This is a genomic window from Rhodococcus sp. IEGM1339 (genome assembly GCF_050321925.1).
Taxonomy (GTDB): Bacteria; Actinomycetota; Actinomycetes; order Mycobacteriales; family Mycobacteriaceae; genus Rhodococcus; species Rhodococcus pyridinivorans.
Genome location: NZ_JBNQFT010000028.1, coordinates 1 through 26666 on the forward strand (window position 1 = coordinate 1; position 26666 = coordinate 26666).

Genomic DNA, 26666 nt, shown 5'->3' on the forward strand with positions numbered 1-26666 from the left:
AGGCCTGAGCGTGGCACTGGCGCATACCTTCGTCACGGTCGAGCCGGACCGCAAGAACCCCGGGACCGCCGAATGGAGCGTCGCCTTCGACATCTTCCACCTACTGCTCTGACCCCGGGCGGCTGCCGGGGGCGACAGAGATCGATTTCCCACCCCACTGCGACGTCGGCGACTACACCGTCACCCAAATCACAAACGTGCAGGACGTGTGCGGGTCCATCTCGGCCTTGGCCGTAGCGGGAAGTCCAGCTAGAGCGCACGCCTGAGAAGCGAGCGGGAGTGAGACGCCGTGCCTGGTGCGAGAGAAATTGGGGCGGATTCAGAGCAGGTGTTCGGTGGGGAGCCGCAGCGGGTCGGCAGCTTCCGATTCTTCCTCGACGGTCAGCGGTGGGAATGGTCCGACGCCGTCGCCCAGATGCACGGCTACCGGCCCGGGGACGTCACGCCGACCACCGAACTGCTGCTGTCCCACAAGCATCCCGAGGATCACCGGCGCGTCGCCCGCGTCCTCGAACGGATGATCAGTGACGCCGAACCGTTCAGCAGCAAACACCGCATCATCGACACCGCCGGCAAAGTTCACCTCGTCGTGGTCGTCGGCGACCTCTTGCACGACGACACAGACGCCGTGATCGGGACCACCGGCTTCTACATGACATCACCCAGTCCTACCGCAGCGATGTCAAGGAGTCGGTCGACGCGGCGGTCGCCGAACTCGCCGAGTCACGGGCGGTAATCGAACAGGCCACGGGCGCACTGATGCTGGTCTACGGGATACCCGCCGACCGCGCCTTCGACGTTCTCACCTGGTGTTCCCAGCAGACCAACACCCGACTTCGCACGATCGCCGAACAACTCGTCACCGGATTCGTCGAGTGCGAACCCGCTGCGGACCTACGGACCCGGTTCGACCACCTTCTGCTCACCGCCCACCAGCGAACCCGGCAACAGAGCTGAGTGAGTGACAGTCCCGCGGGGTGTAGGGAGTCAAACGAAACCTGGACCGGGCTGCCGACCGGTCGAGCACCCGATCTGGCACCCGCGCATCCGGGGACGGCTGGGTCGCGCGCGCTGCGCCGGCAATGATCATCCCGCCTCGTTCGACGGTTGTCGCGTCTGCTCGATGCGTTGCCGCTGCCGGACCCCGTACGCCGCCTCTCTGACGGCGGCGTCGTCCTCGAGACCCGACCCGAGCGCCCCACCGATGGTCGCGATGGACGCCAGTAGCCAGGCGAGGGTGAGGTAGTCGGAAAAATTCACCCCGTGCCCGAGAATGCGGGACAGCAGTTCCGGGGGAAGAGTCAGACACGCGGTGAACAGCAGCAGGCCGAACAAAGCCACGTGGAGGACGATCACGCCGATGACCAGGGTGACGACGGTGGCGGTGTTGTACAGCACCGAACGATCGCGCTCCTCCGGCGACTTCGGTCGTTCCCACAGTTCGTGTTCGACGAGCAGCCAGAGAATCATCGCCACGATCGACAGGACCGTCGCCGCACTCATCCGCCATGGACCCATCGTGTCGGCGAACAACCAGATCGTGTTGGTGGCCAGCGCGATCGCACCCGTGGCGAAGGCGCCGACGAGCACCTTCGACAGTCCGGTGACCAGTCGCCACGGCCGGTTGGCCCGCACCATCCCCGACAGCAGTCGCAGTCGCCGCAGTCCCGAGGGCGCCAAGTATCGGATGCCGTCCTTGATCTGCACACACGGGTACCGTCGCGCCGCGCCGGGAGGCATGAGTTCGGGTTCACCGAGAACGCGGGCGAGCGCGAGTTCGGTGACGGTGCGGATGCGGCGCTCGATCCGGACGCCGCCCACACCGGCGACCGAGATGAGTGCGAAGCTGACGTCGGCCACCACCGGCAGGGTGTCCTCCCGGCGCGGCAGATCGGTGAGATACACGACGATGTCTTCCTGTTCGGAGGACGGATCGACCGTGTCGATGACATCGGTGAAATCGGCTTGCTCGTCCGGCAGGTACGGTTTGCGGCGCACACAGGTCGTCCACCGGCGCTCGGGCCGGTCAGGGCTTTGCAGGCGTTCCGGCAGGTAGTCGGCGATGCGTTCGGCAAGAGCCGCTGGTTCGCCCGGATCCGCGATCAGCAGCACCGAAACCTGCTCACCCGCGGGATCTGGTCCGCTCGGTGCACCCCGCTGATCGATCCATTAGGGGCAAACGGGCCAATGACTGGGCATCGATCTCCTTACGGGATAGCGACCGGGCTGAGGATTCTGACAAGTTCGTGGGAATAAGGCACTGACACGACGGCGCGAACCTGCAGGTCGGAGATCCGCGAAGTGACACCGATCCGCGGAACCTACAGTAGGCCGGGGCGTGCATGGGTGCGAGAGTGCTCGGGTGCAGGTCCGCGAGTGCGCGGATGGTGGGTCCGAGTTCGGGGGTCAGGCACGTCGCGCGACCCAGGTCCTCCGCCTGCAGAGCGGGGCCGACGATCTCGCTCGTCGTCCGTGCCGGATATCTACCGAACGCCGTGAACAGATCACCGCACAACAGGGTGGATGTCGTTTCCTCGAACATCAGACCTGCATCCCATCCGTGTGGAACGTGCGGGGTGTCGATGTGCCGCACCCGACGTCGCCCGGTGGCCAGGACGTCCCCGTCCTGCAGGGGATGCGGTGGACGATCCGCAAGATCGGCGACCTGGACGAAACAACCCATCGCACCGTGGGCGACCTCCGCCGCCGGCGCCACTTCGAGCCAGGAGTTCATCGATCCACACTCGTCGGCCTCGACGTGCCCGAAGGTGATCCACCGCAACCGATCCAGCGGTATCAACCGTGCCACCGCCTCCGACACCGACGGGAACAACGCCCGATATCCGGTATGGAACAGCAGAGGCTCGTCACCGTCCACGAGGAACTGGTTCATCGTCAGGTTCGCCGCGTCGAGAAATGTGGACACGCGGTAGACATCCGGAGCGATCTCGGTGATCTCGGTTTCCATCACAGGTCTCCTCGGTCGCACCCCCCTTCTTTCGAGCGTGCCTCTGTCTCCGGCCGGACACAAGCCTCCGAGCCGGTACTCGTGCGAAGATGCGAGGAACAGCTGTCGACGAGGCCGCAGGAGGCGCTCATGGAGCACACCGAATCGTCGTTCACCGGCGTCGGCGCGATCCCGATCGTGTACGACGTGTGGTCGCCGGAGGCCCCCACCGGCGTGCTGATCCTCAGCCACGGGCTGGGCGAGCACGCACGTCGCTACGACCACGTCGTCGCGCGGCTCACCGATCTCGGTCTCGTCGTGTACTCCCCCGACCACCGCGGTCACGGACGGTCGGGCGGCAAGCGTGTGCACGCCCAGGAGATGCGCGAATTCACCGATGACCTGGACAGCCTGATCGACCTGGCGACCCATGCGCATCCCGGCCTGCCGGTCTTCATGCTCGGTCACTCGATGGGCGGTGCGATCGCGCTGGCCTACGCGCTCGACCATCAGGACCGGCTCGCCGCGCTCGTGTTGTCGGGGCCGGCCGTGATCGTCACGTCGGGCACACCGAAACCGGTCGTGGAGATCGGCAAGCTCATCGGGCGTTTCCTGCCGGGTGTTCCGGTGCAGAAGCTCGACAGCAAAGCGGTCTCGCGCGATCCCGCGGTGGTCGCGGCGTACGACGCCGATCCGCTCGTGCACCACGGTCTCGTGCCCGCCGGACTCGCGCGGGTGCTGGTGCTCAACGAGCAGAGCGTCGAACAGCGCCTTCCGAGCCTGAGGCTGCCGTTGCTGGTCATGCACGGAACCGCCGACGCTCTCGCCGATCCGGCCGGGGCGCAGCTCATCGCCGATCGTGCGGGTTCGAAGGACTTGACGCTGAAGTTGTACGACGGGCTGTACCACGAGGTGTTCAACGAGCCGGAGAAGGACCGCGTGCTCGACGACCTGACGGCCTGGTTGAAGACACGACTCGACAACTGAGGCTCGACAACCGGAAGGAGAGGGCGTGTCGTCACGCATGCCGGTCGCGTTCGTCGGCCACGGCAGTCCGCTCAACGCGCTCGAATCGAATCGGTACACGCAGGCCTGGGCGGCGTTCGGGCGATCCGTGCCGACGCCCCGCGCGATCCTGGCGATCTCCGCCCACTGGTTCATCAACGCCACCGCGGTGACCGCGATGCGGTCGCCGCGCACGATCCACGACTTCTTCGGGTTCCCGCAGGAGTTGTTCGACGTCGAGTATCCGGCGCCGGGCGCTCCGGAACTGGCCGAGGAGATCGCCGATCTCGTCCATCCGACGTGGGTCGGTGCCGACGTCGATTCGTGGGGCATCGACCACGGCACCTGGTCGGTGCTCACCCACGCCTTCCCGGAGGCGGATGTCCCGGTGGTGCAGCTCAGCCTCAACGCCTACAAGCCGCTCGACTATCACGTCGAACTCGGAGCCCGTCTCGCCGGACTCCGCGATCGCGGGGTGTTGATCGTCGCGAGCGGCAACGTCGTCCACAACCTCGGCACGATGGATCCGCGACGCCCGGGCGCGGGGTTCGACTGGGCGCACCGATTCGACGAGGATGCCTTCGCCGTTCTGCGCGACCGTCCCGGTGACGCCGCGGCGCTGGGTGAGCACCCCGATTACCGCCACGCGGTGCCGACCCCCGATCATTTCCTGCCGTTGCTGTACGTCGCGGGTCTGGCCGCCGAGTCCGGGGAGCAACCGGAGACCCTCGTCGACGGTGTCGAATACGGATCGCTGTCGATGACGTCCTACGCCGTCGGCGGGAACTGTCCGCCGCGCGACGGGGGCGGCCACGGCGCCGGACTGCCCGAGAGCCCGGAGCCGCCCGACACCAACCTGTGAGCGTTCAGGCGGCGTCGTCCACTGCGACGATCGCGCGTCGCGCGAACCGGGTGCTGAGCCCGATCAGTTCCATGGCTTCGGGGATCGCGCGGGCCAGGACCGGCCACGCGTGGATCTGCCCGCGCCACAGATGTGTCTCCACGGTGCGTCCCGCCGACGCGAGTCGTTCGGTCATGATCTCCACGTCCGGCCTGGTCAGCTCGTATTCGGCGGCGCACATGAACATGGGAGGGAACAGCGCCGGATCGGCGTCGACAGGGTTCGTCTCGCCCTCGATCGCCTCTTCCCCGGCGAACCAGCGCGGACTGATCTTCCCGAGTGCCTTGATGGGCAGGTAGGCGTCCCTCGCCATGTACTTCGGGTCGTGCTTGTCTAGGTCGAGGTTGAGCAGCGGCGAGTACCCGATCACCGCGGCCGGTCGCTGGATGCCGCGACGCGCGGCGAGTTCGGCGACCTTCGCCGCGAGATAACCGCCGGCCGAGTCGCCGCCGACGACGATGCGCGTGGGATCGTCGGCCACCTCGAGCAGAGCGGTGTAGGCGTTCATCGCGTCCTGCACCGAACCTGCGATCGGCACCGCGGGCACCTGCCGGTAGTCCATCGAGTACACCGGGGCACCGGAATCGAGCGCGAGCTGCACGCACAGCTGACGGTGGGTGGACGGGCCGCAGAAGATGAAGCCGCCGCCGTGGAAGTAGAGGATGGTGGCGTCGTCGAGCGGATCGTCGACCGGCTTCGGGGAGATGATCCGCTCACCGGGCACTCCGCCGAGTTCGGTCTGCGTGACGTGCACGGCGCGCGGCGTGGGCGTGATCCTGTCGACCACCCACGACAGCCGGCCGAGCACGGCGATGCCGAAGTCGTTGCTCGGCCAGAGACTCAGAATCGGCTTGAAGAGGATCCGGACCACCCACAGGAGGATCAGCGCGACCCTACTGCTGCGGTCGTGCCAGGTCACCGCATCGGTACGCATGTGCACACATTATGTGACCGATACGTCTCGGGCATCGAGAGTTCCGACACCCGGCGGCCCCGGACCTCGAACGCGTCACCCGATCCGCAGCAGCGGCACGAGCAGTTCCTCGTCGGTCAACGCCCCGTGCTGCCCGGGAAGGTTCGACATGACCTGCTCGCCGTCGCTGCGGATCACCGTCGATTCGCCACGTCCGACGGCCACGATGTCGCCGATCCGTTTGGCCAGCGCCGGATCGGGATCGGATCCGAACAGGCACGCCGCGAACGCGTCGTCGCGGGTGCCGACCCACGCGTGGTCGCCGAGTTCGTTGCGCCAGCGTTCGAGGACCCGGTCGACGTGGTAGGTGTAGATGTGGCGGCACCGCGGTTCCCCGGCGATGACGGTGACGTCCTCACCGAGACCCGGGGTGTGGTCGAAGTCGATGCGGCGACCCCGCGAGGCGTCGACCATGCCGTGATCGGCGGTGACGAGCAGGCGGGTGCCGGTCGGCAGCGCGTCGGCGAGTTGCTCGACGAAACGATCGACCACCGTGAGTTGCGCGAGCCACGCCGCGGACTCCGGTCCGTAGACGTGTCCGAGGGTGTCGACCTCGCCGATGTAGCAGTAGACGAGGCTGCGGTCGCCGGCGCTCACCGCGGCGACGACCTGGGCGAGCAGATCGCCGTAGGCGGAGACCCCGACGAAGTTGCCGCCGCGCAGCACGGCCCGGGTGAGGCCGCTGCCCTCGAAGGCATTCGGCACGACGGTGGTGACGGTCAAGCCCGCCTCGCGGCCGCGTTCGAACACCGTCGGGTGGGGCTGCACGGTCTCGGGTACAAGATCGTCGCGCTGGTCGATCGCGGTTCCGGCGAGGGTCCAGCGGAGCCAGTTGACCGGGGCCTCGATCTCGTCGACGTACGACTGGTAACCGGTGATGCCGTGGAGGCCGGACGGCAGCCCCGTCCCGAGGGAAGCGAGGCTGACGGCGGTGGTCGTCGGGAAGCCGGCACGCATCGGGCTCCCCGGCGCCTGCGTCAGGTACGGAGCGGCTTTCGCGTTGCGCTGCAGCAGCTCCCATCCCATCCCGTCGACGAGTAGGACGACGGTGTGATCGACGGGAGTGAGATCGAGTCGGTTGGTCTCACCGGCGACCCCCGCGGACGAGAGCACCGAAGGCATCAGGTCGGCGAGGGTCGGCTCGGCGTAGACGTCGCGCAGTGGCAGGCTCATAACCCGAGTATGAGCCACTCGCCTGCGCCGAGGGTCACTTGATGTCGGAGCCGTGCTTCGTCAGCGGCATGACCTCGATGTTCATGTAGGGGAACAACGGCAGGTTCCACAGGATCTCGTGCAATTCGTCGGCCGACTCGACGTCGAAGATCGAGATGTTGCTGTACTGGCCGACGATCCGCCAGATCTCCCGCCACTTGCCCTGGCGCTGGAGATCCTGGCTGTAGGCCTTCTCCTTCGCGACGGTCTCGGCGCGCACGTCGGGGTCCAGATCGCGGGGGATGTCGACGTCCATCCGAACGTGGAACAGTGCCATGATGTTTCTCCTTCTTCTGTTCTGACGAGAGCGCGAATCAGGAACGCGCGTACTTCTTCACGACGTCCATGTCGAGTTCGACGCCGAGTCCCGGCCCCTCGGGCAGGTGCACCTGGCCCTCGGAGTAGTCGAGCGGCTCCTGCAGCAGTTCGACGGCGAACAACTGCGGACCGAACAGTTCGGTGCCGTAGTCGATCCCCGGTTCGGCGCAGGCGAAGTGGACGGACGCGGCGGTCCCGATGGGGCCTTCGATGGAGGTCGCACCGTGGCACCGCAGGCCGGCCGCCTTCGCGACGGCGACGACCTGCTTGCTGCGCTGCAGTCCGCCGCACTTGGTGGTCTTGAGCGCGACGACGTCGGCGGCGCCGAGCTTGGCCACCTCGTACGCGTCGTGCGGGGTCTGCACGGACTCGTCGGCCATCACCGGCGCCGAGACGCGTCGGTTGATCTCGGCGAGCACGTCGAGTTGATCTGCGGGAGTGGGCTGTTCGATGAGCTCGACTCCACCGTCGACGAGCTGCGGGACGTGGCGCAGCGCGGTGAAACGGTCCCAGCGGGCGTTGACGTCGATGCTGAATCCGACCTCGCCGCCGAACGCCTCGACGATCTTGACGACACGATCGGTGTCGACTGCCGGGTCGAGCGCCCCCATCTTGAGCTTGAAGGAGTAGTTCAGACGCTGCTCACGCTTGTGGGTGACCTCCTCGACGATCTCTTCGAGCGGCGCGGCGCCGAGCGCCCACCGCACGTCGACGCCGGTCCGGAAGGCACCGCCGAGCAGCGACGCGACCGGCACACCCAGCGCGCGTCCCCACGCGTCGTGCATCGCGACGTCGACGGCGGCCTTCGCGAATCGCGCGTTGGCGACGATGCGCTCGATATCGACCATGACGCCACTGATCTCGTCGACTCCGCGTCCGATGATGTAGGGCCCGATGTAGCGATCGACGATCTGCTGCATCGTCTCGACCGATTCGCCGCCCCACCACGGCCCGCCCGGCACGACGCCTTCACCGTAACCGGTGACGCCGCCCTCGGTGGTCACCGCGACGAGCAGGATCGGCTGCGCTTCGGCGGTGGTGGTGGCGAACTTGTGGGGTCGGATCAGCGGTACATCGATGATCGTCGTGGTGACGGAGGCGATCTTCAGATCGGGGTCGGACATCGGAATTGCTCACAATCGGATCGGGGTGTGACGGGGAATAGGTCGACCCTGCATTCAGCACGAATGCCGGTACCCCAGTGGGGCACCGGCATTCGTTACGCAGAACCGACTCGCGCGCGGGGGCCGGATCGGGCGGTTTCCGCGGTGCGGATCACGCTTCGGGGTCGAGTACGAAGTTGTAGGTCACTTCGTCGATGCCGTCGGCGTTGGGCTGCGGATCCAGGATGAGCTCGGGCTTGACGGCCGTGGCGACGTCGTCCTCGACCCACTCGCCGCCCTTGAAGTACAGCTGGGTGGTGATGGCGCGCTTGCCGGGAGCCTTCACCATGAGGTGCAGGTGGGCCGGACGCCAGGGGTGTCCGCCGTAGGAGCTGATGAACCAGCCGGTCGGTCCGTCGGCCGGGATCTTGTAGGGAGCCGGCTTGAGCGTGGTGATCTCGAAGTTGCCGTTCTCGTCGACCTCGACGGTGCCGCGCAGGTTCCACTCGGGGATACCGGGGGCGAACTGCGAGTAGAAGCCCTCTTCGTCGGCGTGCCACAGCTCGACGGTGGCGCCATGCAGGCCGTTGCCCTCGAGGTCGGTGACCTGGCCCTTGAAGACCAGCGGCGGCGCGACCTTGTCCTTCTCGCGCATCGGCATCGTGCACTTGGCCGGGAGCTTCGGGCTGTCCGGGACGTAGTAGGGGCCTTCGATGGAGCCCTTGGTGCCGGTGAAGCCCTTGCGGTTGTAGTGCACCTTCTCGATCTCGTGCTCGAGGAAGACGTCCAGCCACAGCGGCCACTCGCCGTATTCACCCACGTCGATGAGCCACTGCTTGAGCACCCGGTACTCGTCGTAGGTCACCTGGTGCTTCTGGATGATGTCGGCGAAAGCCCCGATCACGTCCTGGTAGATCGCCGACGCACGCTCGACCGAGGTGTCGGACGTGACCCGCTCGGACTTGAACTTGGCGGTCGCAGCGTTGCCGGACCCGTGGGCGGTGGGGTTCTCCATGGTGGTCATGGCTCTCCTCGTGGGGACTGAACTATCGGAAGTGTGGGGCCGGTGCGACACAGGGGCTGCGGTGATCACCGGTCAGTACGCTGTGCGTACTTGTGTATCGCAGTGCGTACATCACATACTGTGCGTGGTGTCACACAGCTTGTCAACACCGGATCGGGCAGTATCAACAAGTACGCAGGTAGGAGGCAGGATGCCGAGCATCGACCTAGGTAATGGCCCTAGCAACGATCGAGACTTCATCCAGAGCATCGAACGTGGTTTCGCGGTATTGCACGCCTTCGACGACAAGGACCCGAACCCCAGCCTGGCCGAGCTGGCCGCCAAGACCGGCCTGTCGCGACCCGCGGTCCGCCGGATCCTGCTGACCCTGCAGAAACTCGGCTACGTCACCTCACACGGCACGAGATGGTCGCTCACTCCACGCGTGCTCAGTATCGGCCGGCACTACACCGAATCCCACACTCTCGTGGACTCGGCATTGCCGAAACTCGTCGAGATCGCCGAGCACGCCAACGAATCCGCATCCCTCGGCGTACTCGACGGCACCGAGGTCGTCTACGGCGCACGCGTCCCGGTCCGCCGGATCATGAGCATCAACGTCTCCGTCGGCACCCGCGTCCCCGCCTACGCGACGTCGATGGGTCGGGCGCTGCTGGCCTGGTCACCACGCGAAATCGTCGATCGCGTGCTCGAGGAAACCGAGTTCGTACGATTCACGAGCGCGACGATCGACAACCCCGACGACCTGCGTGCCGAACTGGCCCACGTGCGCAACCGCGGCTACGCGATCACCTCCGCCGAACTCGAGGAAGGGCTCATCACGATCGCCGCTCCCGTCTTCGACCCCTCCGGCTATGCCGTGGGAGTGCTCGCGTGCTCGACGTCGACCGGTCGGCACACCCTCGACTCGTTCCGCGATCTCGCTACGAAAAGGGTCGTGAACTGCGCCGAAAGGCTCAGCAGCGAGCTCGGCTACCACCACAACTGACGGCCCTCGATCACCCACGCAGCGTGACCGACGGTGCCACCCCGTACTTACGCTTGTAGGCCGCCGCGAACCGGCCGGTATGGGTGATACCCCACTTCAGAGCCACATCGGTGACCGACAGTTCCGCCGCATCGCCCACCGCGAGTTCCTCGTGGATGCGCTCGAGGCGCAGGTCGAGCAGGTAGTCGCGCGGGCACACCCCGAGATATTCGCGGAACCCCTCCTGCAGGCGCCGCACGCTGACCCCGGCCACCTCGGCCATCTCGGCGGTGGTCCACGCCGAGGCGGGATCCTCGTGCAACCGGTCGAGGACACGCTTGATGATGCGCGGGCGCGCCCCGCCGGTCGGATCCGCGTCCTCCGGCATGACCGCGAGGATGAACGAGGTCGTCAGAGCACCCGACAACTGCTCCGAGACAAGCGGATTCCGCCAGATCGATTCGTCCGTTTTGAGCTGTTCCACGACCGAGCGCAACAGCGTCATCCAGCTCTGGCCCGCCTGCGTCGTCAGATCCACCCGATTCGGGAGCTGCAGGTCGGGACGGGCGAGGATGCGCGACATCTCGCGCTGTAGATAGTCGCGTTCGAGCTTGATCCCGACGATCTCGCAGTCGTTCGTCCACTTCTGTTCCGGAGCTGCGGTGTCGGGACGGAAGACGGCGGCGTGCCCGACCTCCGACACCAACCCGTTGCCGGCGGCGATCCGACCGGCGATCGGAATGTTCACCGCGTACGCCCCGGGATGTTCACTGCGGATCGACACCGCCGCTCCCCAGCCGAGGCGCGTGAGACGGATCGGCCCGAGCGGCAGTGTTCGGAGCCGGAGCGAGGGCGCGACGTCGTCGAGCGGCGTCAGTTCGTGCTCGAAATAGGCATTCGAGACAGCCTCTTCCACCTCTTCCCAATCGACCGGCCCCGGAGTCGGCTCCATTGCCATCGGCCCCTCACCTTCGTTTCCAGCTCGTCGGCGCTCCGACCTGCGCATCCGTGTGGTTCGAGCGCGTGCGATCCAGTGTGATACGGAACACGGAACCAGGCAAACAGGGCCCTTCGGCCCACTCACCGCGCTAGGTGGATAGTGACCGCGCTCACTGGATCGCACAAGTTCCACGACGTCCATATGGTCTGTGTCACATCGAATCGAAGTCCACCACAACCCACACCGGACAGGAGGACGCAGACATGGATCAGCGCACACTCCGCAATATCTTCGGACAGTTCGCCAGCGGCGTCACCGTCATCACCTGCGCGAACAGCGACGGAGAGCCCCACGGCGCGACCGTCACCGCCTTCACCGCCGTCTCGCTCGAGCCCCGCCTGTGCCAGGTCACCCTGACCCGCACCTCCAAGGCCTGCCGGTTCCTGTCCGACGCGCCGTTCGCGGTCAACATCCTCGCCGCAAACCAGCTCGACACTGCACTGCACTTCGCAGGACGCCCCCAGTCGCCCGAGCCGGTCTGGGAGCAGGGCCCCACCGCCCCGATCCTCGCCGGCACCGCCGCGACACTGTCGTGCACGCCCTGGCGCGAATACGACGGCGGCGACCACATCATCTACATCGGCGAGATCGTCGACGCCACCTTCGACGAGACGGTCGACCCCCTCCTGTTCTACCGCAGCACTTTCCATGATCTCGGCGCCCCGAGCACGTCCACCGCGTGGAACGGCTCGCTCGACGATCCGCACAGCGGATGGTTCGACTCGCAGACCCGCTTCGTGCCGTTCCACCTCGCCGCAGCCCACGCCTGAACATCTTCCACTCCCCCGGACAAGGAGAAATCCCATGACCACCACCGAACCCCGGCCCTCGGAGACCCTCGATCGTTCCAAGGTGAACGTCGCCGCGGACTCCCCGGCCAACCAGCAGAAGAACTTCGCCTCCCGCCCTATGACCGGCGACGAGTACATCGCCTCCATCGACGACGGTCGCGAGATCTACCTGCACGGTGAGCGAGTCAAGGATTTCACCAACCATCCGGCCTTCCGCAACTCGATCCGGATGACGGCGCGCCTCTACGACGCCCTCCACACCGGTGAGCACGTCAACACCCTCACCGCCCCCACCGACACCGGCAACGGCGGCGTGACCATGCCGTTCTTCCGCACCCCGAAGTCCGCCGACGACCTGCGGGCCGACCGCGACGCCATCGCCACCTGGGCACGGCTGACCTACGGCTGGATGGGCCGCAGCCCCGACTACAAGGCGTCCTTCCTCGGCACGCTCGGCGCGAACGACGAGTTCTACTCGCCCTTCCAGGACAACGCGAAGCGCTGGTACCGCGAGTCGCAGGAGAAGGTCCTGTACTGGAACCACGCGATCATCAATCCGCCGGTCGACCGTCAGCTACCGCCGGACCAGGTCGGCGACGTGTTCATGAAGGTCGAGAAGGAGACCGACGCCGGCCTCATCGTCTCCGGCGCCAAGGTCGTCGCGACCGGCTCGGCCATTACGAACTACAACTTCATCGCTCACTACGGTCTGCCGATCAAGAAGAAGGAATTCGCGCTGATCTGCACGGTGCCGATGGACGCACCCGGCATCAAGCTCATCTCGCGCGCCTCCTACTCTCAGAACGCGAACATCGTCGGCTCCCCGTTCGACTACCCGATCTCCTCGCGGATGGACGAGAACGACGCGATCTTCATCTTCGACAAGGTGCTCGTGCCCTGGGAGAACGTCTTCATGTACGGGGACGTCGAGAAGATCAACAACTTCCTCGGCGGCTCCGGCTTCCTCCAGCGCTTCACGCTGCAGGGCTGCACGCGACTCGCGGTCAAGCTCGACTTCATCGCCGGTCTCCTCATGAAGGCTCTCGACGCCACCGGCGCCGGCGGATTCCGCGGCGTGCAGACCCGTGTCGGTGAGGTCATCGGCTGGCGCAACCTGTTCTGGTCGCTCACCGACTCCATGGTGAACAACCCGGAGCCGTGGATCGACGGCACTGTAATCCCCAAGCTCGAATACGGCCTCACCTACCGCATGTTCGCGATGCAGGGCTACCCGCGCATCAAGGAGATCATCGAGCAGGACGTCGCCTCGGGCCTGATCTACCTGCCCTCGTCCGCCGCCGACTTCAAGAACCCGGACGTGCGTCCTTACCTCGACAAGTATGTCCGCGGCTCCGACGGCATCCAGGCGGTCGACCGCGTGAAGGTCATGAAGGCACTGTGGGATTCGATCGGCTCCGAGTTCGGTGGCCGCCACGAACTGTACGAACGGAACTATGCCGGCAACCACGAGAACGTCAAGGCCGAGCTGCTGTTCGCCGCCGAGAGCCGCGGTGACGTCGCCTCCATGAAGGGCTTCGCGGAGCAGTTCATGAGTGAGTACGACCTCGACGGCTGGACCGTGCCCGACCTGATCGGCAACTCCGACGTCAGCGCGTTCTACAAGTAACCGACTCCCGCGCGCGGGCGGATGATCTCCGTTCTCCTGCCCGTCCGCGCGCGGCCCCCAACCTCCACCCACCGCGAAGGAGCGTCCGAGATGACCACGACCGCTTCGACCTCCGTGTCCCATCCCCCTGCACCGGAATTCGACGCGGTAGTCCTCGGACGCTCCTTCGCCTCCCAGCGGGTCTCGGCCCGGTTGCGCGACGAACTACGGCTGGCGGTCCACGAGATCGGCACCGCGAGCGCCGTCCGCTACGACGAATTCGACCATCGGTGGGAGATCCTCATCGGCGGCACCGTCGTCGGCCGAGCGAAGTTCGTCGTAGACGGGCACGGCGGCCTCACACTGCAGGGCCGAGACGGCGCCGCGCTCGAGCGCGATGCCCTGACGGTGCACGGCTTCCCCAATCTGTTCCGCCCCATCGTGAGTACGCGCACGGATTCCGTCGGGTACACGGTGTCCTGCATCGAATACATGCGCAGCAACGGTCTGGACTACGTCGAGCGGCGGCTGCGGACGCCGGTCGCGGACGACGACTACCCTGAGCTTTCGTTCGATCGGCCCACACCCATCCTCTGGTTCGGCTGAGCCGTCCGGGAGGACGCACGAGCGGGTGACGACCACGAGGTCGTCACCCGCATACGTGCGTCCGAATCCGCATGCGTTCAGCCCCGCAGGACTTCCGTAGGGGTGACGCCGTACCGCTTCCTGAAGGCGGCGGCGAAACGCCCCGGATGGCCGAAACCCCACCGGAAAGCCACATCTGCCACGGTGATTCCCCCGGCAGTAAGATCCGCGTGGGCGCGATCGAGCCGGATGTCGCGCAGACACGCGGACGGACTGCTGCCCACGTACTCGGAGAACGCCTCCTGCAACCTGCGCACACTGGTTCCGGCGATCTCCGCCATGTCGGCTGCCGTCCAGACACGACCCGGATCCTCCTGCAGAGCATTCAACACCCGCCGGACCATGCCCGGGCGGGGTGCCGGTGACATTTCGTCGGCCGGCGCGACCGCCAGGACGAAGGCCGTGGTGACCGCACCGCCGAGCTGGGCCGACACGAGAGGATTCGTGAGCACTCGGGTCGGCCCGGCGAGCTGCTCGCTCAGCGCTGCCACGAGACGGTGCCATTCCTGCGCCGACCCCCGCAGATCGAGGCGGTCGGGAAGTTCGAGGCGCGACCGCAACGGACCACCGAGAATGCGGTCCGCTTCGCGTTCGAGATGTTCTCGATCGAACTTGATTCCGAGGACCGAACATTCGGCGTCCCACCGTGTGATGAGCGACGGGGTGTCCGCGCGGAAGACTGTCGCCGAGCCGGGTTCGGAGACGACGGTGCCCGAGCGCCCCCGCGATTCGAGCCGCCCGCTCAGCGGTATGTTCACCTCGTAGGCGCCCGGATATTCGCATTCGATCGCGACGTCCGCTCCCCAGCCCATCCGACCGATCGTGACACCTCCGAGATCGGCCGAGACCAATTCGAGCTCAGGACGATCCACCTTTCCGAGGTCCGTCAATCGGTGCGGGAAGTACACGTCCGCCACGACGCGCGAGGCATCGTCCCAGTCCTCGATTTCGGGCACACTCACGCCTTCGAGACTAACCGCTTCCGAGACCTGGATCACATAGTCGCGTGATTCGTCCAGGGACCGCGCAATGTGCATCGACCGGCCCGTCGGCCGACTCGTATGGTCCAGGCCACGTCAACAACGGCCCGGCCGTCGCCGGACGGCTCCCGACCCGGAGGTACACCGATGACCAGCACCCTTTCGTGGCTCGACGAGATCACCATGGAAGAACTCGAGCGCAATCCGTACCCGGTCTACGAGCGCTTGCGTGCCGAAGCTCCGGTCGCCTTCGTGCCCGTCCTCGGCGCCTACGTAGCGTCCACGACCGAAGCGTGCCGTGCGGTCGCGGCCGGCGACGACTTCGACGGCATCATCACCCCCGCCGGTGGCCGCACCTTCGGTCATCCCGCGATCATCGGCGTCAACGGCGACATCCACCGCGACCTGCGGTCGATGGTCGAACCCGCCCTCCAGCCCGCCGAGGTGGACCGCTGGATCGAGGATCTCGTCCGCCCGATCGCACGACGCTACGTCGAGGCGTTCGAGTCCGACGGCAGGGCCGATCTCGTCGCCCAGTTCTGCGAGCCGGTGAGTGTGCGGTCGCTCGGTGATCTCCTCGGACTGAAGGACGTCAGTTCGGACAAACTGCGCGAATGGTTCCACAAACTGTCGGATTCGTTCACCAACGCAGCGATGGACGAGGACGGAAACTTTCTGAACCAGGAACGTTTCGACGAGGGCGACCGCGCCAAGGAGGAGATCCGTTCCGTCGTCGACCCGCTGATCGACCACTGGATCGAGCATCCCGACGACAGCGCCATCTCGCACTGGCTGCACGACGGGATGCCCGAAGGGCAGACGCGGGACCGCGACTACATCTACCCGACGCTGTACGTCTTCCTCCTCGGCGCCATGCAGGAACCGGGACACGCCATGAGTTCCACCCTGGCAGGCCTGTTCACCCGCCCCGAACAGTTCGAAGCCGTGGTGGACGAACCGGGACTCATCCCCCGCGCGATCGCCGAAGGGATGCGCTGGACCGCCCCGATCTGGTCCGGCACCGCACGTATCGCCAAGCGCGACACCGTCGTATCAGGAATCGAGATCAGCGAAGGGTCGGTGGTCATGCTGTCCTACGGGTCGGCGAACCACGACATCGACGTGTTCGACGCCCCCAGCCGCTACGACCTGACCCGCCCGCCGCTCCCCCACCTCGCCTTCGGTGCCGGCAAGCATGCCTGCGCGGGAATCTACTTCGCGAACAACGTGAGCCGCATCGGTCTCGAAGAACTGCTCGAGACCATCCCCAATCTCGAGCGGGACACTTCCGAGGACGTCGAATTCTGGGGTTGGGGTTTCCGCGGCCCGAAGACCCTGCACGCCCGGTGGGAGATCTGACCATGCCGTACACACTGACCGCGGGCACCGGCGTCGTTCCCTGCGAACCCGGTCGGACGGTGCTGGAAGCGTTCCTGCGCAACGGCAACTGGATGCCCAACTCCTGCAATCAGGGAACCTGCGGCACCTGCAAGATCAAGGTCCTCGACGGCGAACTCGATCATCGGAACTCGCCGGAGGAGACGCTCACCGCCGACGAACTCGCGGCCGGATTCGTCCTCGCGTGCCAGGCCACCCCGCGCGGCGACGTCGCCTTCGAGACCCCCGCAACGGAGGAACCCGCCAGCACGCACGTGCTGCGCGACGTCGTCGTCACCGTCACCGAGGTACGCGACATCGCCGCCGACACACGCAAGGTGTTGCTCACCGCCGACGAACCGCTCGAGTTCTCGGCCGGGCAGTACGTGGAGGTGACAGTTCCCGGGACCGAGATCCGACGGCAGTACTCACTCGCGAATCCGCCCTCCGAGGCCAAAGAGCTCGAACTGCACATCCGCCGGCAACCCGGTGGAGTCGCGAGCGAATGGGTCTTCGAGCGCATCGACGTGGGTGAACGCGTGACCGTCACCGGCCCGTACGGCGACTTCACCTTCGATCTGGAGGGCACCGGCCCGATCGTCCTGCTCGGCGGTGGGACGGGCCTCGCCCCGCTCGAGGCCATCGTCCGGCAGGCGCTCTCCCTCGTCCCCGACCGGCAGATCCTGCTCTACCACGGGGTCCGTACCTGCGCGGACCTGTACGAAGTCGAGTTTCTCCGCGAACTGGAGACCCGTCATCACGGTTTCCGCTACATCACCTGCGTGAGCAGGGAGAGCGGCGGAGACCGCGACGGATACGTCACCGACGCCTTCCTCGAGGACGTCGCGTCCGCGAAGGAGTTCACCGGTTACATCTGCGGATCGGACGCGTTCGTCGAGGCATCAGTGAAGGCGTTCAAGCGTCGCCGCATGTCGCCGCGACGCATCCGGCGCGAACGGTTCACCCCGGCCGGCTGAATACCCTCATCCCCGTACCGCTCGTACGCACGCGCTGCTCCGGCACCGCGATGCGCACGAGCGGTACGGCCGTGTCGAGGGGTCTTTCCGCCTCCGGTCGCTCGAGGGCCTTTCGACCCCCCACCCAGGGGTCCTAGGTATCCCTAGGTATTTGCCTGGTGTGACCGTAGACACAGGCTGTCATCGTGGAGATATCGCCGGACACATCGCGTCGAGCCGGACCGGAGAAAGACCCCGGTCACCACGAATCTTCAGTACAGGCTCGGCCGCGTCGGACACGCCCTGTCCGTCCCGGGAACGAAGCCGATACCTGGAGGATCCCATGACCGACATCGTGGAGCACGTGCGCACTCGCCTCGACGGCGCACTCGTCGAAGACCCGAGCACCGGGCGGTACCAGATCCGCCGTGACGTCTTCACCGACGAGGAGATCTTCGAACTCGAGATGAAGCACATCTTCGAGGGCAACTGGGTGTACCTCGCCCACGAGAGCCAGGTCCCGAACGTCGGTGATTACTTCACCACGTATATCGGCCGCCAGCCCGTCGTCATCAGCCGCGACAAGGAAGGCGAGCTGCACTGCCTGATCAACGCGTGCAGCCACCGCGGTGCGATGCTGTGCCGTCGCAAGACCGACAACCGCACCACCTTCACGTGCCCCTTCCACGGCTGGACGTTCCGCAACAACGGAAAGCTGCTGAAGGTCAAGGATCCCCGCGACGCCGGCTATCCCGAGCAGTTCAACACCGACGGCAGCCACGACCTGCGGAAGGTCGCTCGTTTCGAGAGCTACCGCGGTTTCCTGTTCGGCAGCCTGAATCCCGACGTCAAGTCGCTCGAGGACCACCTCGGTGACACCACGAAGATGATCGACATGCTCGTCGACCAGTCCCCCGAGGGCCTCGAGGTGCTGCGCGGTTCGTCCACCTATACCTACGACGGCAACTGGAAGCTGCAAGCCGAGAACGGCGCCGACGGTTACCACGTCTCGGCCACCCACTGGAACTATGCCGCGACCACCGCGCGCCGCACTGCCGGTGAGTCCAGCAACGAGACCAAGGCGATGGACGCCGGCACCTGGGGCAAGCAGGGCGGCGGCTACTACTCGTTCGACCACGGCCACCTGTTGCTGTGGATGTGGTGGGGCAACCCCGAGGACCGTCCGCTGTACCCGCGCAAGGACGAACTCGCGAAGGAGTTCGGCGAGAAGAAGGCCGAGTTCATGGTCTGCGCGTCGCGCAACCTGTGCCTGTACCCGAACGTGTACATCATGGACCAGTTCTCCTCGCAGATCCGGCACTTCCGCCCGATCTCCGTGGACAAGACCGAGGTGACAATCTACTGCATCGCACCGAAGGGTGAGAGCGCCGAGTCCCGCGCCAACCGGATCCGTCAGTACGAGGACTTCTTCAACGCGACCGGCATGGCCACCCCGGATGATCTCGAGGAGTTCCGCTCCTGCCAGAAGACCTACCTCGCATCGGCTGCGCCCTGGAACGACATGAGCCGCGGTGCAACCCACATCCTCAACGGACCCGACGAGGTCGCTCAGGATCTCGGCATGACGAAGGTGCTGTCGAGCGGTGTGAAGACCGAGGACGAAGGCCTGTACCCGATCCAGCACGGCTACTGGCTCGAAGCGATGCGCGAGGCCATCGCCGCCGAGAGTTCCGCCGCCGACCCGTCCGCGCTCTGAGAGGAACCGGAATCATGACTGCCGTACACGAATTCACGCAGACCGACATCGAACAGTTCCTCTACCGTGAGGCCCGACTGCTCGACGACCGCGAGTTCGAGCAGTGGCTCGAGTGCTACCACCCCGATGCCGAGTACTGGATGCCGGCCTGGGACGACGACGGTGCTCTCACCGAGAACCCGCAGACCGAGATCTCGCTGATCTACTACCCGAATCGCGGCGGCCTCGAGGACCGGGTGTTCCGCATCCGCACCGACCGTTCGTCGGCGACCTCGCTGCCCGAACCCCGCACAGGACACAACATCACCAACGTCGAGATCCTCGAGCGTCGCGGCACCGAAATCGACCTGCGGCACAACTGGTTCTCGTTGTACTTCCGCTACAACACCACCGACACCTACTTCGGGGCCACCTTCCTCACCCTCGATGTCTCGGGCGCACAGCCGGTGATCAAGAAGAAGAAGATCGTCCTGAAGAACGACTACATCCACCACATCGTCGACGTCTACGTCGTCTAGTTCCACCCCGATCACGAAAGGAGGCACGTGCCATGGCTTACCAGGTGGCATTGAGCTTCGAGGACGGGGTCACCCGCTTCATCAAGGTCAACCCGAACGAGACCGTCGCCGACGCCTCGTACAAGGCACGCATCAACATTCCGCTCGACTGCCGCGACGGCGCGTGCGGAACCTGCAAGGCCTTCTGCGAATCGGGCAGCTACGACGGCGGCGACTACATCGAGGACGCCCTCACCGACGAAGAGGCCGAGCAGGGTTACTGCCTGCCGTGCCAGATGATGCCGGAATCCGATCTGGTGGTGCAGATCGCGAGCACCTCCGATGTCGCGAAGACCGCGGCCGCCTCGTACAGCGCGACCATCACGGATCTGCGCCGTTACTCCGAGAGCGTCGTCGGGTTCACCGTCGAGATCGACAACCGTGACGATCTGGTGTTCCTGCCCGGTCAGTACGTCAACATCGGCGTGCCCGGCAGCGACGACGGCACCGGTAAGCCGGCGACCCGCTCGTACTCGTTCAGCACCGGCCCGCGAGAGAATTCGCTCGCGTTCCTCGTGAAGATCACCGAGGACGGTCTGATGTCCGAGTACCTGCGCGACCGCGCGCAGGTCGGCGATACCCTGGAGTTCACCGGCCCATTCGGCAGCTTCTTCCTGCGCGAGCGCAAGCGTCCGTCGCTGCTGCTCGCCGGCGGTACCGGCCTGGCGCCGCTGCTGTCGATCCTGTCGAAGATCGAGGCCGACGGCTCGGACCAGCCGGTGCACCTGATCTACGGTGTCACCTTCGATCACGATCTCGTCGAACTCGACGCGCTCGAGGAGTACACGAAGCGGCTGCCGAACTTCACGTTCGACTACTGCGTCGCCGACGAAGCGTCGTCCGCCCCGAACAAGGGATACGTGACGGGTCTGTTCGAGCCGTCGCACCTCAACGACGGTGATGTGGACATCTACCTGTGCGGTCCGCCGCCCATGGTGGAGGCGGTGCGTAACCACCTGTCCGAGAACGGTATCGAGCCGACGAACTTCTACTTCGAGAAGTTCAACACCTCGGCCACCCCGGGTGGGGCAACCGCACCCGCTGCCACCGACGCCGAGAAGGCCGCGGCGGAGAAGGCTGCCGCCGAGACCGGTCGTCCGGTGGTGCTCGAGAACCCCGAGCCCGGCAATTACGAGATCGGCGAGGAGCATCCGCCCGTCGCCGAATCGGACGAGCAGTTCGACGCCCGCATGGCCCTCGAACTCGGGGTCGTCGAACTCACGATCGGCCGGCTCACGCCGGAGCAGCTCGTCGAGTTCCGCATCCTCGCCGAGGCGTCCGGCGCGTCGGTCGAAGGCGACCACTTCACCGACGCCGCGGCGTTCACCGACACCAATGCGGCCTTCCACGAGTTCCTCTTCCGCTGTTGCACCAACCCGGTGCTGCTCGAGGCCTACAACAAGCTCGCGGTCACCCGGTTGATGAAGCAGGTCCTGCGCGACGCGCAGTGGATCGAGGAGCACATCGTCGACGAGCACCTGCAGCTCGTCGAGGCGTTCGAGAAGGGCGACAAGGCCGCCGCGCGCGACCTGATCGTCGTCCACTCGCAGCACGCCAAGGAGACGATGCGTCGCGCCATCGCCAGCGGTGCCCCAGCAGGTGTCTCCTCATGATCGAAACGAAGATCTTCCCGGGCCGGTTCGACGGACGGTGCCTGACGATCACCGGCGCCGCGCAGGGCATCGGTCTCACGGTGGCGACCCGCATCGCCGCCGAGGGCGGTGAGGTCGTGCTCGTCGACCGCGCGGATCTCGTCCACGAGGTGGCCGAGCAGCTGCGCGAGGCGGGCGGCAAGGCGCATTCGGTGACGGCGGATCTCGAGACCTTCGAGGGCGCGGAGGAGGCGATCTCCCACGCCGTCCGCACCACCGGCCGCATCGACGTGCTGATCAACGTCGTCGGCGGCACGATCTGGGTCAAGCCGTACGAGCACTATGCGCCGGAGGAGATCGAGAAGGAGATCCGGCGGTCGCTGTTCCCCACTCTGTGGACGTGTCGCGCCGCCGCTCCCCATCTGATCGAGCGACGCGCCGGCACGATCGTGAACGTCTCGTCGGTCGCGACCCGCGGCGTCAACCGCGTGCCGTATTCGGCGGCGAAGGGTGGGGTCAACGCGATCACCGCGTCGCTCGCCCTCGAACTCGCCCCCTACGGGGTCCGCGTGGTGGCGACCGCCCCGGGCGGCACCGTCGCTCCCGAGCGGCGGATCGCGCGCGGTCCGTCGCCGCAGTCCGAGCAGGAGAAGGCCTGGTACCAGCAGATCGTGGACCAGACCGTCGATTCCTCCCTGCTCAAGCGGTACGGCACGCTCGACGAGCAGGCCGCCGCGATCTGTTTCCTGGCCTCCGAGGAGGCCTCCTACATCACCGGCACGGTTCTTCCCGTCGCCGGCGGCGATCTGGGCTGACCGCCCCTCGCTCGGCCTCACCGGAGGCGCCAGTCCCCCCGGTGAGGCCACTTTTCTCCCCGAATCCTCTTGTGACTCCACCCACAGACCGGAGCAACGCATGCCCCACGCCACGCAGACCTGGGCCAGTCCACAACATCGGCGCAGCGTCATCTGGATCGTCGCGCTCGCCACCCTCGCGATCATCTTCGACGGCTACGACCTCGTCGTGTACGGCACCGTCCTTCCGACCCTGATGGCCGATCCGACCCAACTCGGGGAGATCTCCGCCCAGCAGGGTGGTGCCCTCGGCTCCTACGCGCTCATCGGCGTCATGGTCGGCGCGCTGCTGACCGGTGCGTTCGGTGACCGCGTCGGCCGCCGGAAGATGATGTTGATCAACATCGTCTGGTTCTCCGTCGGCATGGGTGCGGCGGCCTTCTCCACGAGCATCACGATGTTCGGCGCGCTCCGCTTCTTCACCGGCATCGGCGTCGGCGGTCTCGTCGCCACCGCCGGAGCCGTGGTCGCCGAGTTCGCTCCGCCCGGCAAGCGCAACCTGTTCAACGCCATCGTCTACAGCGGTGTCCCCGCCGGCGGTGTGATGGCCTCGCTGCTCGCGATCCTGCTGCGCGACGCGATCGGCTGGCGCGGACTGTTCCTCATCGGCGCGTTGCCGCTGCTCATCCTGCTCCCGCTGGCACTGATGAAGCTTCCCGAGTCGCCCGCCTGGCTGCAGTCGCGGGGACGCTCCGACGAGGCGCAGCGTGTGTGCGAGAAGTTCGGTTTCCCACTGCCGTCCGCAGCACCTGTCGCTTCCACCGAGAAGATCGGTTTCGCGGCACTCGCGACCCGCAAGTACGCCCTCGGTACGGGACTGCTCGGCATGATGAGCTTCGCCGGTCTGCTGCTCACCTACGGCCTCAACACCTGGCTGCCGAAGATCATGGCCGACGCCGGTTACAACGCCAACGGCTCGCTCGCCTTCCTCCTCGTCCTCAACGGCGGCGCCATCCTCGGCGGCCTGCTCGCCTCGAAGGTCGCCGACGGCCGCGGACCGCAGTCCGTCATCGTCACCACCTTCTTCCTCGCGGCCGTGGCCCTCGTGCTGCTCACGCTCGGTTTCCCGCTGCCGGTGCTGCTCACCGCCGTCGCGATCGCCGGTACGGGCACGATCGGCACCCAGGTGCTCATCTACGGGTTCGTGTCCAACTACTACGACACCCCCGCCCGCGCTGCGGGCGTGGCGTGGTGCGCCGGCTTCGGCCGCCTGGGCGGCATCGTCGGCCCGGTCATCGGAGGTCTGCTCATCGGCGCGGGCTTCGCGAACAACGTGAACTTCTACATCTTCGCGGGTATCGCGCTCGCCGGTGGTCTGGTCACGTGGTTCGTGCCCCGCCCGGTCCAGTCCGTCTCGCCGGTCCGCAGTTCCGATCGCCCCGTGCCGACTACCGTGGATGTGTGACGGACAACGTTGTGCTGATCGGCCGGAACTCCGAGTTGTTGCAACTCGAACGCCTCCTCGACGAAGCCCGCGCGGGTGTCCCCTCGCTGGTCCTCGTCGAGGGGGCGTCCGGCGTCGGGAAATCCTCCCTCGTTTCGTATTTCGTCGCTCGCCACGACGACCTCGCCGTACACGACGCGACCGGGGCCCGCTGGGAAGCCGGCCATCCGTGGTCCGTGCTCGAACAGCTGCTCGGTGACACCGTCACGGCGGGCGACCCGGTGGAGGCGGCACGCACGCTCCTCGACCGGATCGACGACGCGACGGTGATCGTCGTCGACGACGCGCACTACGCGGATGCCGAGTCGTTGCAGTCGCTGTCGTCGTCGCTGAGGCGAGCGCACGGACGTCCCCTTCTCATGATCTGGATCGTGCCCGACGTGCTTCCCGACGATGTCGCCCCGGCGACCGCCGACCTCCTCTCGAACAGCCACCGCGTGGACACCCTCCACGTCGGCGCGCTGGCGCCCCCGGATGTCGCGCAACTCGCACTGCATCGCATCGGCGTCGACCTGTCCGCGTGGACGGCGCGTCGCCTGCAGGAACACACGCTCGGGAACACCCGCTCGATCCTGCAGCTTCTCGACGAGATCCCTCGCGACGAATGGCACCGCTGGCAGGCGCGTTTCCCAGCACCGAGACAACACGCGGGGAAAGTGGGTCGCATCCTTGCCCGGTGTTCACCGGACACGCGCGCGCTCGTCGAATCGGTCGCCGTCCTGGACTCCGCCGCGACACGGGGAGCCACCGAATCCCTCGCGCTCGTCGCCGAACTCGCCGAGGTCGGCGACACGACCGGGCCGCTCGACGAGGCCCACCGGCTCGGTCTGCTCACGATGCGTGAACAGCGGGGCGTGGTGTCGTTGTCGTTCCCCGATCCCATGACCCGCGCCGCCGTGGCCGACGAGATCGGCCCGGCCCGCTGGCACAGCCTGCACGCGCGGGCCGCTTCGCTCGTCGACGACGAGGGCGCCCGGTTGTTCCACCTGGTGTCCGCGACACCGACCGGAAACGAGGAACTCGCCGCCGACCTCGACGCTTACGCCCGGCGATGCGCCGCCGACGGCGCCTGGTCCCAAGCGGCCGAAGCGCTCATCACCGCGAGCCGTATCACTCTCGACCGAGAACTACGGACCCGCAGGATGATCCGCGGTGTCGACGCACTGACCGGTGCGGCGGACCTGCCCCAGGCCCAGACGTTCGTCCCCGAGATCGAGAGCGTGCCGAGCGGACCGATGCGCAACGCCGTGCTCGGCTATCTCGCGATCCAGCGGGGGCGGGCCGCGGAAGCGCACCACCTTCTCACCGAAGCGTGGTCGATGCTCGACGATCCGGAATCCGAACCCGAACTCGCCGCGACGATTTCGCAACGCATGGTGTTGCATTCGTTGGCACGGCTGCGCGGCGACGATCTTGTCCTGTGGGCCGATCGTGCCGCGGACACCCTCCCCGAGACGGCTCCACCCGTCGTCGAGTCCCGGGCCATCCGCGGACTCGGGCTGGCGATGACCGGTCGCGTCGATGAGGCCGTCGAGTCGTATTCGGCTCTGTCCGATGTCATCCGGCTCGGAGCGCAGAGCCAGCGCATACGCATGGCCGAGGGGTGGCTCGCATTGGTGCTCGACCGGCCCGATCTCGCCCGGACCGAACTCGAGGCGGCCGAACCGACCATCTTCCGCGGCGGGTCGCTGCGCATCTCGCTGTGGGCGCAGGCCTGGCTCGCGCGAACACAATTCGCGCTCGGTGCGTGGTCCGACGCGCTGCACACCGTCGATCGCGCGGCGGCGCAGCTCGACGCGACACAACTCGATCTGCTCCGACCGCTCGTCCACTGGACCGGCGCCCAGGTCCAGGCGCTGCGCGGGAACTGGACCGCGGCACGGGAACACGCCCACCGTGCCCGCGCCGGGAACAACGACTACCCGCTCATGCTCGTACCGGCCTGCCTGTGTCTGGCGCAGTGCGCCGAGGTCGTCTCCGACTACACGAGCGTGTTGCGCTATCTGGAACCGATCGTCACCATGCGCGAGCGGGGCGCCGTCGACGAACCCGGCCACTGGCCGTGGCCGGATCTCTACGGCAACGCCCTCGTGATCACCGGACGCGTCGACGAAGCGGACGAATTCCTGCGGCCGCACGAGGAACTCGCCGCCGAACGCGGTCACCGCTCCGCCAAGGCCCGCCTCGGTTACGTGCGCGGTCGCATCCTCGGAGCCCGCGGCGACATCGACGCCGCCCGCGACGCTTTCGAACACGCACTCGACGAGATCGACACGCTGCCACTGCCCTACGACCGTGCACGCATCAACTTCGCGTACGGCCAGACGATGCGCCGCGCGGGGCGTCGCCGCGACGCCGACGCGGTGATCCGCACCGCCCGTGAGCTGTACGCGTCGCTCGGCGCCGTCTCGTACGTGGAACGTTGCGACCGGGAACTCAAGGCCGGTGGTCTTCGTACCGGCGACGGCGAGACCGAGACCCCGCGTTCGGATTTCACGACCCTCACTCCACAGGAACGCGCCGTGGCCACACTCGTCGCGTCGGGCCGCACCAACAAGGAAGTCGCCGGTGAGCTGTTCCTGTCCGTCAAGACCGTGCAGTACCACCTGACCCGCGTGTACTCGAAGTTCGGCATCCGCTCGCGCAGCGAGCTCGCCGCGAAGTTCCGACAACAGGATCGAGGTTGACCATTGACCG

Annotated in this window: 24 protein-coding genes and 1 pseudogene; 16 read left to right on the plus strand and 9 right to left on the minus strand. The window is 66.6% G+C overall.

Annotation, left to right across the window (positions count from 1 at the left end; genetic code table 11):
• Both ACQR3U_RS20535 and ACQR3U_RS20540 read left to right on the plus strand, forming a co-directional pair.
• Window positions 1–112, plus strand: a 112-nt coding sequence (locus ACQR3U_RS20535) for a DUF1931 family protein (protein ID WP_428692132.1), incomplete at its 5' end; no start/stop codon positions are given.
• Between the two features lie 195 nt (window positions 113–307).
• Window positions 308–957 (plus strand): annotated as a pseudogene (locus ACQR3U_RS20540) (PAS and ANTAR domain-containing protein).
• Between the two features lie 129 nt (window positions 958–1086).
• Here the strand turns inward: ACQR3U_RS20540 and ACQR3U_RS20545 are convergent.
• Both ACQR3U_RS20545 and ACQR3U_RS20550 read right to left on the minus strand, forming a co-directional pair.
• A complete protein-coding gene (locus ACQR3U_RS20545) occupies window positions 1087–2166 on the minus strand; it encodes a hypothetical protein (protein WP_230811295.1) in 1080 nt (359 codons plus the stop codon).
• Window positions 2123–2968 (minus strand): MBL fold metallo-hydrolase, encoded by an 846-nt coding sequence (locus tag ACQR3U_RS20550; protein ID WP_230811292.1) that lies wholly within the window; start codon window positions 2966–2968, stop codon window positions 2123–2125. The genes ACQR3U_RS20545 and ACQR3U_RS20550 overlap by 44 nt, the downstream gene beginning before the upstream one ends.
• Window positions 2969–3097: 129 nt before the next feature.
• Here ACQR3U_RS20550 and ACQR3U_RS20555 point away from each other — a divergent pair, with 129 nt between their 5' ends.
• Both ACQR3U_RS20555 and ygiD read left to right on the plus strand, forming a co-directional pair.
• Window positions 3098–3934 (plus strand): alpha/beta hydrolase, encoded by an 837-nt coding sequence (locus ACQR3U_RS20555; protein ID WP_230811291.1) that lies wholly within the window; start codon window positions 3098–3100, stop codon window positions 3932–3934.
• A gap of 37 nt (window positions 3935–3971) precedes the next feature.
• Window positions 3972–4814 (plus strand): 4,5-DOPA dioxygenase extradiol, encoded by an 843-nt coding sequence (gene ygiD, locus ACQR3U_RS20560; protein WP_230811294.1) that lies wholly within the window; start codon window positions 3972–3974, stop codon window positions 4812–4814.
• A 4-nt stretch (window positions 4815–4818) separates the two neighbouring features.
• Here the strand turns inward: ygiD and ACQR3U_RS20565 are convergent, their stop codons facing one another.
• From ACQR3U_RS20565 to catA, 5 genes are all read right to left on the minus strand, one after another.
• Window positions 4819–5787, minus strand: a complete 969-nt coding sequence (locus tag ACQR3U_RS20565; RefSeq protein WP_006553169.1) for an alpha/beta hydrolase — start codon at window positions 5785–5787, stop codon at window positions 4819–4821.
• A 75-nt stretch (window positions 5788–5862) separates the two neighbouring features.
• A complete protein-coding gene (locus ACQR3U_RS20570) occupies window positions 5863–6999 on the minus strand; it encodes an alkaline phosphatase family protein (RefSeq protein ID WP_006553168.1) in 1137 nt (378 codons plus the stop codon).
• Window positions 7000–7033: 34 nt separating this feature from the next.
• Window positions 7034–7315, minus strand: coding sequence for a muconolactone Delta-isomerase (catC, locus tag ACQR3U_RS20575; RefSeq protein ID WP_006553167.1), 282 nt, complete (start codon window positions 7313–7315; stop codon window positions 7034–7036).
• 37 nt (window positions 7316–7352) lie between these two features.
• Window positions 7353–8480, minus strand: coding sequence for a muconate/chloromuconate family cycloisomerase (locus ACQR3U_RS20580; RefSeq protein WP_006553166.1), 1128 nt, complete (start codon window positions 8478–8480; stop codon window positions 7353–7355).
• A 151-nt stretch (window positions 8481–8631) separates the two neighbouring features.
• Window positions 8632–9483 carry a catechol 1,2-dioxygenase gene (catA, locus tag ACQR3U_RS20585; protein ID WP_230811290.1) on the minus strand — a complete coding sequence of 284 codons (852 nt, stop codon included), beginning with the start codon at window positions 9481–9483 and terminating at the stop codon, window positions 8632–8634.
• A gap of 190 nt (window positions 9484–9673) precedes the next feature.
• On the opposite strand from catA, the gene ACQR3U_RS20590 reads away from it, so the two are divergent.
• Window positions 9674–10471, plus strand: a complete 798-nt coding sequence (locus ACQR3U_RS20590) for an IclR family transcriptional regulator domain-containing protein (RefSeq protein WP_230811289.1) — start codon at window positions 9674–9676, stop codon at window positions 10469–10471.
• A 10-nt stretch (window positions 10472–10481) separates the two neighbouring features.
• Here ACQR3U_RS20590 and ACQR3U_RS20595 read toward each other — a convergent pair whose 3' ends face one another.
• The gene (locus ACQR3U_RS20595; RefSeq protein WP_230811293.1) at window positions 10482–11402 is read right to left on the minus strand and encodes an AraC family transcriptional regulator; all 921 of its coding nucleotides are present in this window, start codon (window positions 11400–11402) and stop codon (window positions 10482–10484) included.
• Between the two features lie 251 nt (window positions 11403–11653).
• On the opposite strand from ACQR3U_RS20595, the gene ACQR3U_RS20600 reads away from it, so the two are divergent.
• The 3 genes from ACQR3U_RS20600 (at window position 11654) to ACQR3U_RS20610 (ending at window position 14453) form a co-directional block, all read left to right on the plus strand.
• The gene (locus ACQR3U_RS20600) at window positions 11654–12220 is read left to right on the plus strand and encodes a flavin reductase family protein (RefSeq protein ID WP_019288825.1); all 567 of its coding nucleotides are present in this window, start codon (window positions 11654–11656) and stop codon (window positions 12218–12220) included.
• Window positions 12221–12254: 34 nt separating this feature from the next.
• Window positions 12255–13868, plus strand: coding sequence for a 4-hydroxyphenylacetate 3-hydroxylase family protein (locus ACQR3U_RS20605; RefSeq protein ID WP_006553161.1), 1614 nt, complete (start codon window positions 12255–12257; stop codon window positions 13866–13868).
• A 90-nt stretch (window positions 13869–13958) separates the two neighbouring features.
• Window positions 13959–14453 carry a hypothetical protein gene (locus ACQR3U_RS20610; protein WP_230811288.1) on the plus strand — a complete coding sequence of 165 codons (495 nt, stop codon included), beginning with the start codon at window positions 13959–13961 and terminating at the stop codon, window positions 14451–14453.
• 77 nt (window positions 14454–14530) lie between these two features.
• Here the strand turns inward: ACQR3U_RS20610 and ACQR3U_RS20615 are convergent, their stop codons facing one another.
• The gene (locus tag ACQR3U_RS20615; protein ID WP_112320135.1) at window positions 14531–15454 is read right to left on the minus strand and encodes an AraC family transcriptional regulator; all 924 of its coding nucleotides are present in this window, start codon (window positions 15452–15454) and stop codon (window positions 14531–14533) included.
• 165 nt (window positions 15455–15619) lie between these two features.
• Between ACQR3U_RS20615 and ACQR3U_RS20620 the strand changes: the two genes are divergently transcribed.
• The 8 genes from ACQR3U_RS20620 (at window position 15620) to ACQR3U_RS20655 (ending at window position 26656) form a co-directional block, all read left to right on the plus strand.
• Window positions 15620–16831 carry a cytochrome P450 gene (locus ACQR3U_RS20620; RefSeq protein ID WP_006553158.1) on the plus strand — a complete coding sequence of 404 codons (1212 nt, stop codon included), beginning with the start codon at window positions 15620–15622 and terminating at the stop codon, window positions 16829–16831.
• Between the two features lie 2 nt (window positions 16832–16833).
• Entirely contained in the window at window positions 16834–17826 is a 993-nt protein-coding gene (locus tag ACQR3U_RS20625; protein WP_230811287.1) for a 2Fe-2S iron-sulfur cluster-binding protein, read from the plus strand.
• A gap of 322 nt (window positions 17827–18148) precedes the next feature.
• A complete protein-coding gene (benA, locus tag ACQR3U_RS20630; RefSeq protein WP_230811286.1) occupies window positions 18149–19522 on the plus strand; it encodes a benzoate 1,2-dioxygenase large subunit in 1374 nt (457 codons plus the stop codon).
• A 14-nt stretch (window positions 19523–19536) separates the two neighbouring features.
• Window positions 19537–20040 (plus strand): benzoate 1,2-dioxygenase small subunit, encoded by a 504-nt coding sequence (gene benB / locus ACQR3U_RS20635; RefSeq protein WP_019288828.1) that lies wholly within the window; start codon window positions 19537–19539, stop codon window positions 20038–20040.
• A 32-nt stretch (window positions 20041–20072) separates the two neighbouring features.
• A complete protein-coding gene (benC, locus tag ACQR3U_RS20640; protein WP_230811285.1) occupies window positions 20073–21692 on the plus strand; it encodes a benzoate 1,2-dioxygenase electron transfer component BenC in 1620 nt (539 codons plus the stop codon).
• Window positions 21689–22486 carry a benzoate diol dehydrogenase BenD gene (gene benD, locus ACQR3U_RS20645; protein WP_230811284.1) on the plus strand — a complete coding sequence of 266 codons (798 nt, stop codon included), beginning with the start codon at window positions 21689–21691 and terminating at the stop codon, window positions 22484–22486. The genes benC and benD overlap by 4 nt, the downstream gene beginning before the upstream one ends.
• A gap of 100 nt (window positions 22487–22586) precedes the next feature.
• Window positions 22587–23930 carry an MFS transporter gene (locus tag ACQR3U_RS20650; protein ID WP_019288830.1) on the plus strand — a complete coding sequence of 448 codons (1344 nt, stop codon included), beginning with the start codon at window positions 22587–22589 and terminating at the stop codon, window positions 23928–23930.
• A complete protein-coding gene (locus ACQR3U_RS20655) occupies window positions 23927–26656 on the plus strand; it encodes a helix-turn-helix transcriptional regulator (protein ID WP_230811283.1) in 2730 nt (909 codons plus the stop codon). Before ACQR3U_RS20650 ends, ACQR3U_RS20655 begins: the two co-directional genes overlap by 4 nt.
• The last annotated feature ends 10 nt before the right edge of the window (window positions 26657–26666 follow it).

Coding starts and splice junctions, on each gene's coding strand:
- ACQR3U_RS20550 (WP_230811292.1), bottom strand. CDS start 2,968: ATGGAAACCGAGATCACCGAGATCGCTCCGGATGTCTACCGCGTGTCC.
- ACQR3U_RS20555 (WP_230811291.1), top strand. CDS start 3,098: ATGGAGCACACCGAATCGTCGTTCACCGGCGTCGGCGCGATCCCGATC.
- ygiD (WP_230811294.1), top strand. CDS start 3,972: ATGCCGGTCGCGTTCGTCGGCCACGGCAGTCCGCTCAACGCGCTCGAA.
- ACQR3U_RS20565 (WP_006553169.1), bottom strand. CDS start 5,787: ATGCGTACCGATGCGGTGACCTGGCACGACCGCAGCAGTAGGGTCGCG.
- ACQR3U_RS20570 (WP_006553168.1), bottom strand. CDS start 6,999: ATGAGCCTGCCACTGCGCGACGTCTACGCCGAGCCGACCCTCGCCGAC.
- catC (WP_006553167.1), bottom strand. CDS start 7,315: ATGGCACTGTTCCACGTTCGGATGGACGTCGACATCCCCCGCGATCTG.
- ACQR3U_RS20580 (WP_006553166.1), bottom strand. CDS start 8,480: ATGTCCGACCCCGATCTGAAGATCGCCTCCGTCACCACGACGATCATC.
- catA (WP_230811290.1), bottom strand. CDS start 9,483: ATGACCACCATGGAGAACCCCACCGCCCACGGGTCCGGCAACGCTGCG.
- ACQR3U_RS20590 (WP_230811289.1), top strand. CDS start 9,674: ATGCCGAGCATCGACCTAGGTAATGGCCCTAGCAACGATCGAGACTTC.
- ACQR3U_RS20595 (WP_230811293.1), bottom strand. CDS start 11,402: ATGGAGCCGACTCCGGGGCCGGTCGATTGGGAAGAGGTGGAAGAGGCT.
- ACQR3U_RS20600 (WP_019288825.1), top strand. CDS start 11,654: ATGGATCAGCGCACACTCCGCAATATCTTCGGACAGTTCGCCAGCGGC.
- ACQR3U_RS20605 (WP_006553161.1), top strand. CDS start 12,255: ATGACCACCACCGAACCCCGGCCCTCGGAGACCCTCGATCGTTCCAAG.
- ACQR3U_RS20610 (WP_230811288.1), top strand. CDS start 13,959: ATGACCACGACCGCTTCGACCTCCGTGTCCCATCCCCCTGCACCGGAA.
- ACQR3U_RS20620 (WP_006553158.1), top strand. CDS start 15,620: ATGACCAGCACCCTTTCGTGGCTCGACGAGATCACCATGGAAGAACTC.
- ACQR3U_RS20625 (WP_230811287.1), top strand. CDS start 16,834: ATGCCGTACACACTGACCGCGGGCACCGGCGTCGTTCCCTGCGAACCC.
- benA (WP_230811286.1), top strand. CDS start 18,149: ATGACCGACATCGTGGAGCACGTGCGCACTCGCCTCGACGGCGCACTC.
- benB (WP_019288828.1), top strand. CDS start 19,537: ATGACTGCCGTACACGAATTCACGCAGACCGACATCGAACAGTTCCTC.
- benC (WP_230811285.1), top strand. CDS start 20,073: ATGGCTTACCAGGTGGCATTGAGCTTCGAGGACGGGGTCACCCGCTTC.
- benD (WP_230811284.1), top strand. CDS start 21,689: ATGATCGAAACGAAGATCTTCCCGGGCCGGTTCGACGGACGGTGCCTG.
- ACQR3U_RS20650 (WP_019288830.1), top strand. CDS start 22,587: ATGCCCCACGCCACGCAGACCTGGGCCAGTCCACAACATCGGCGCAGC.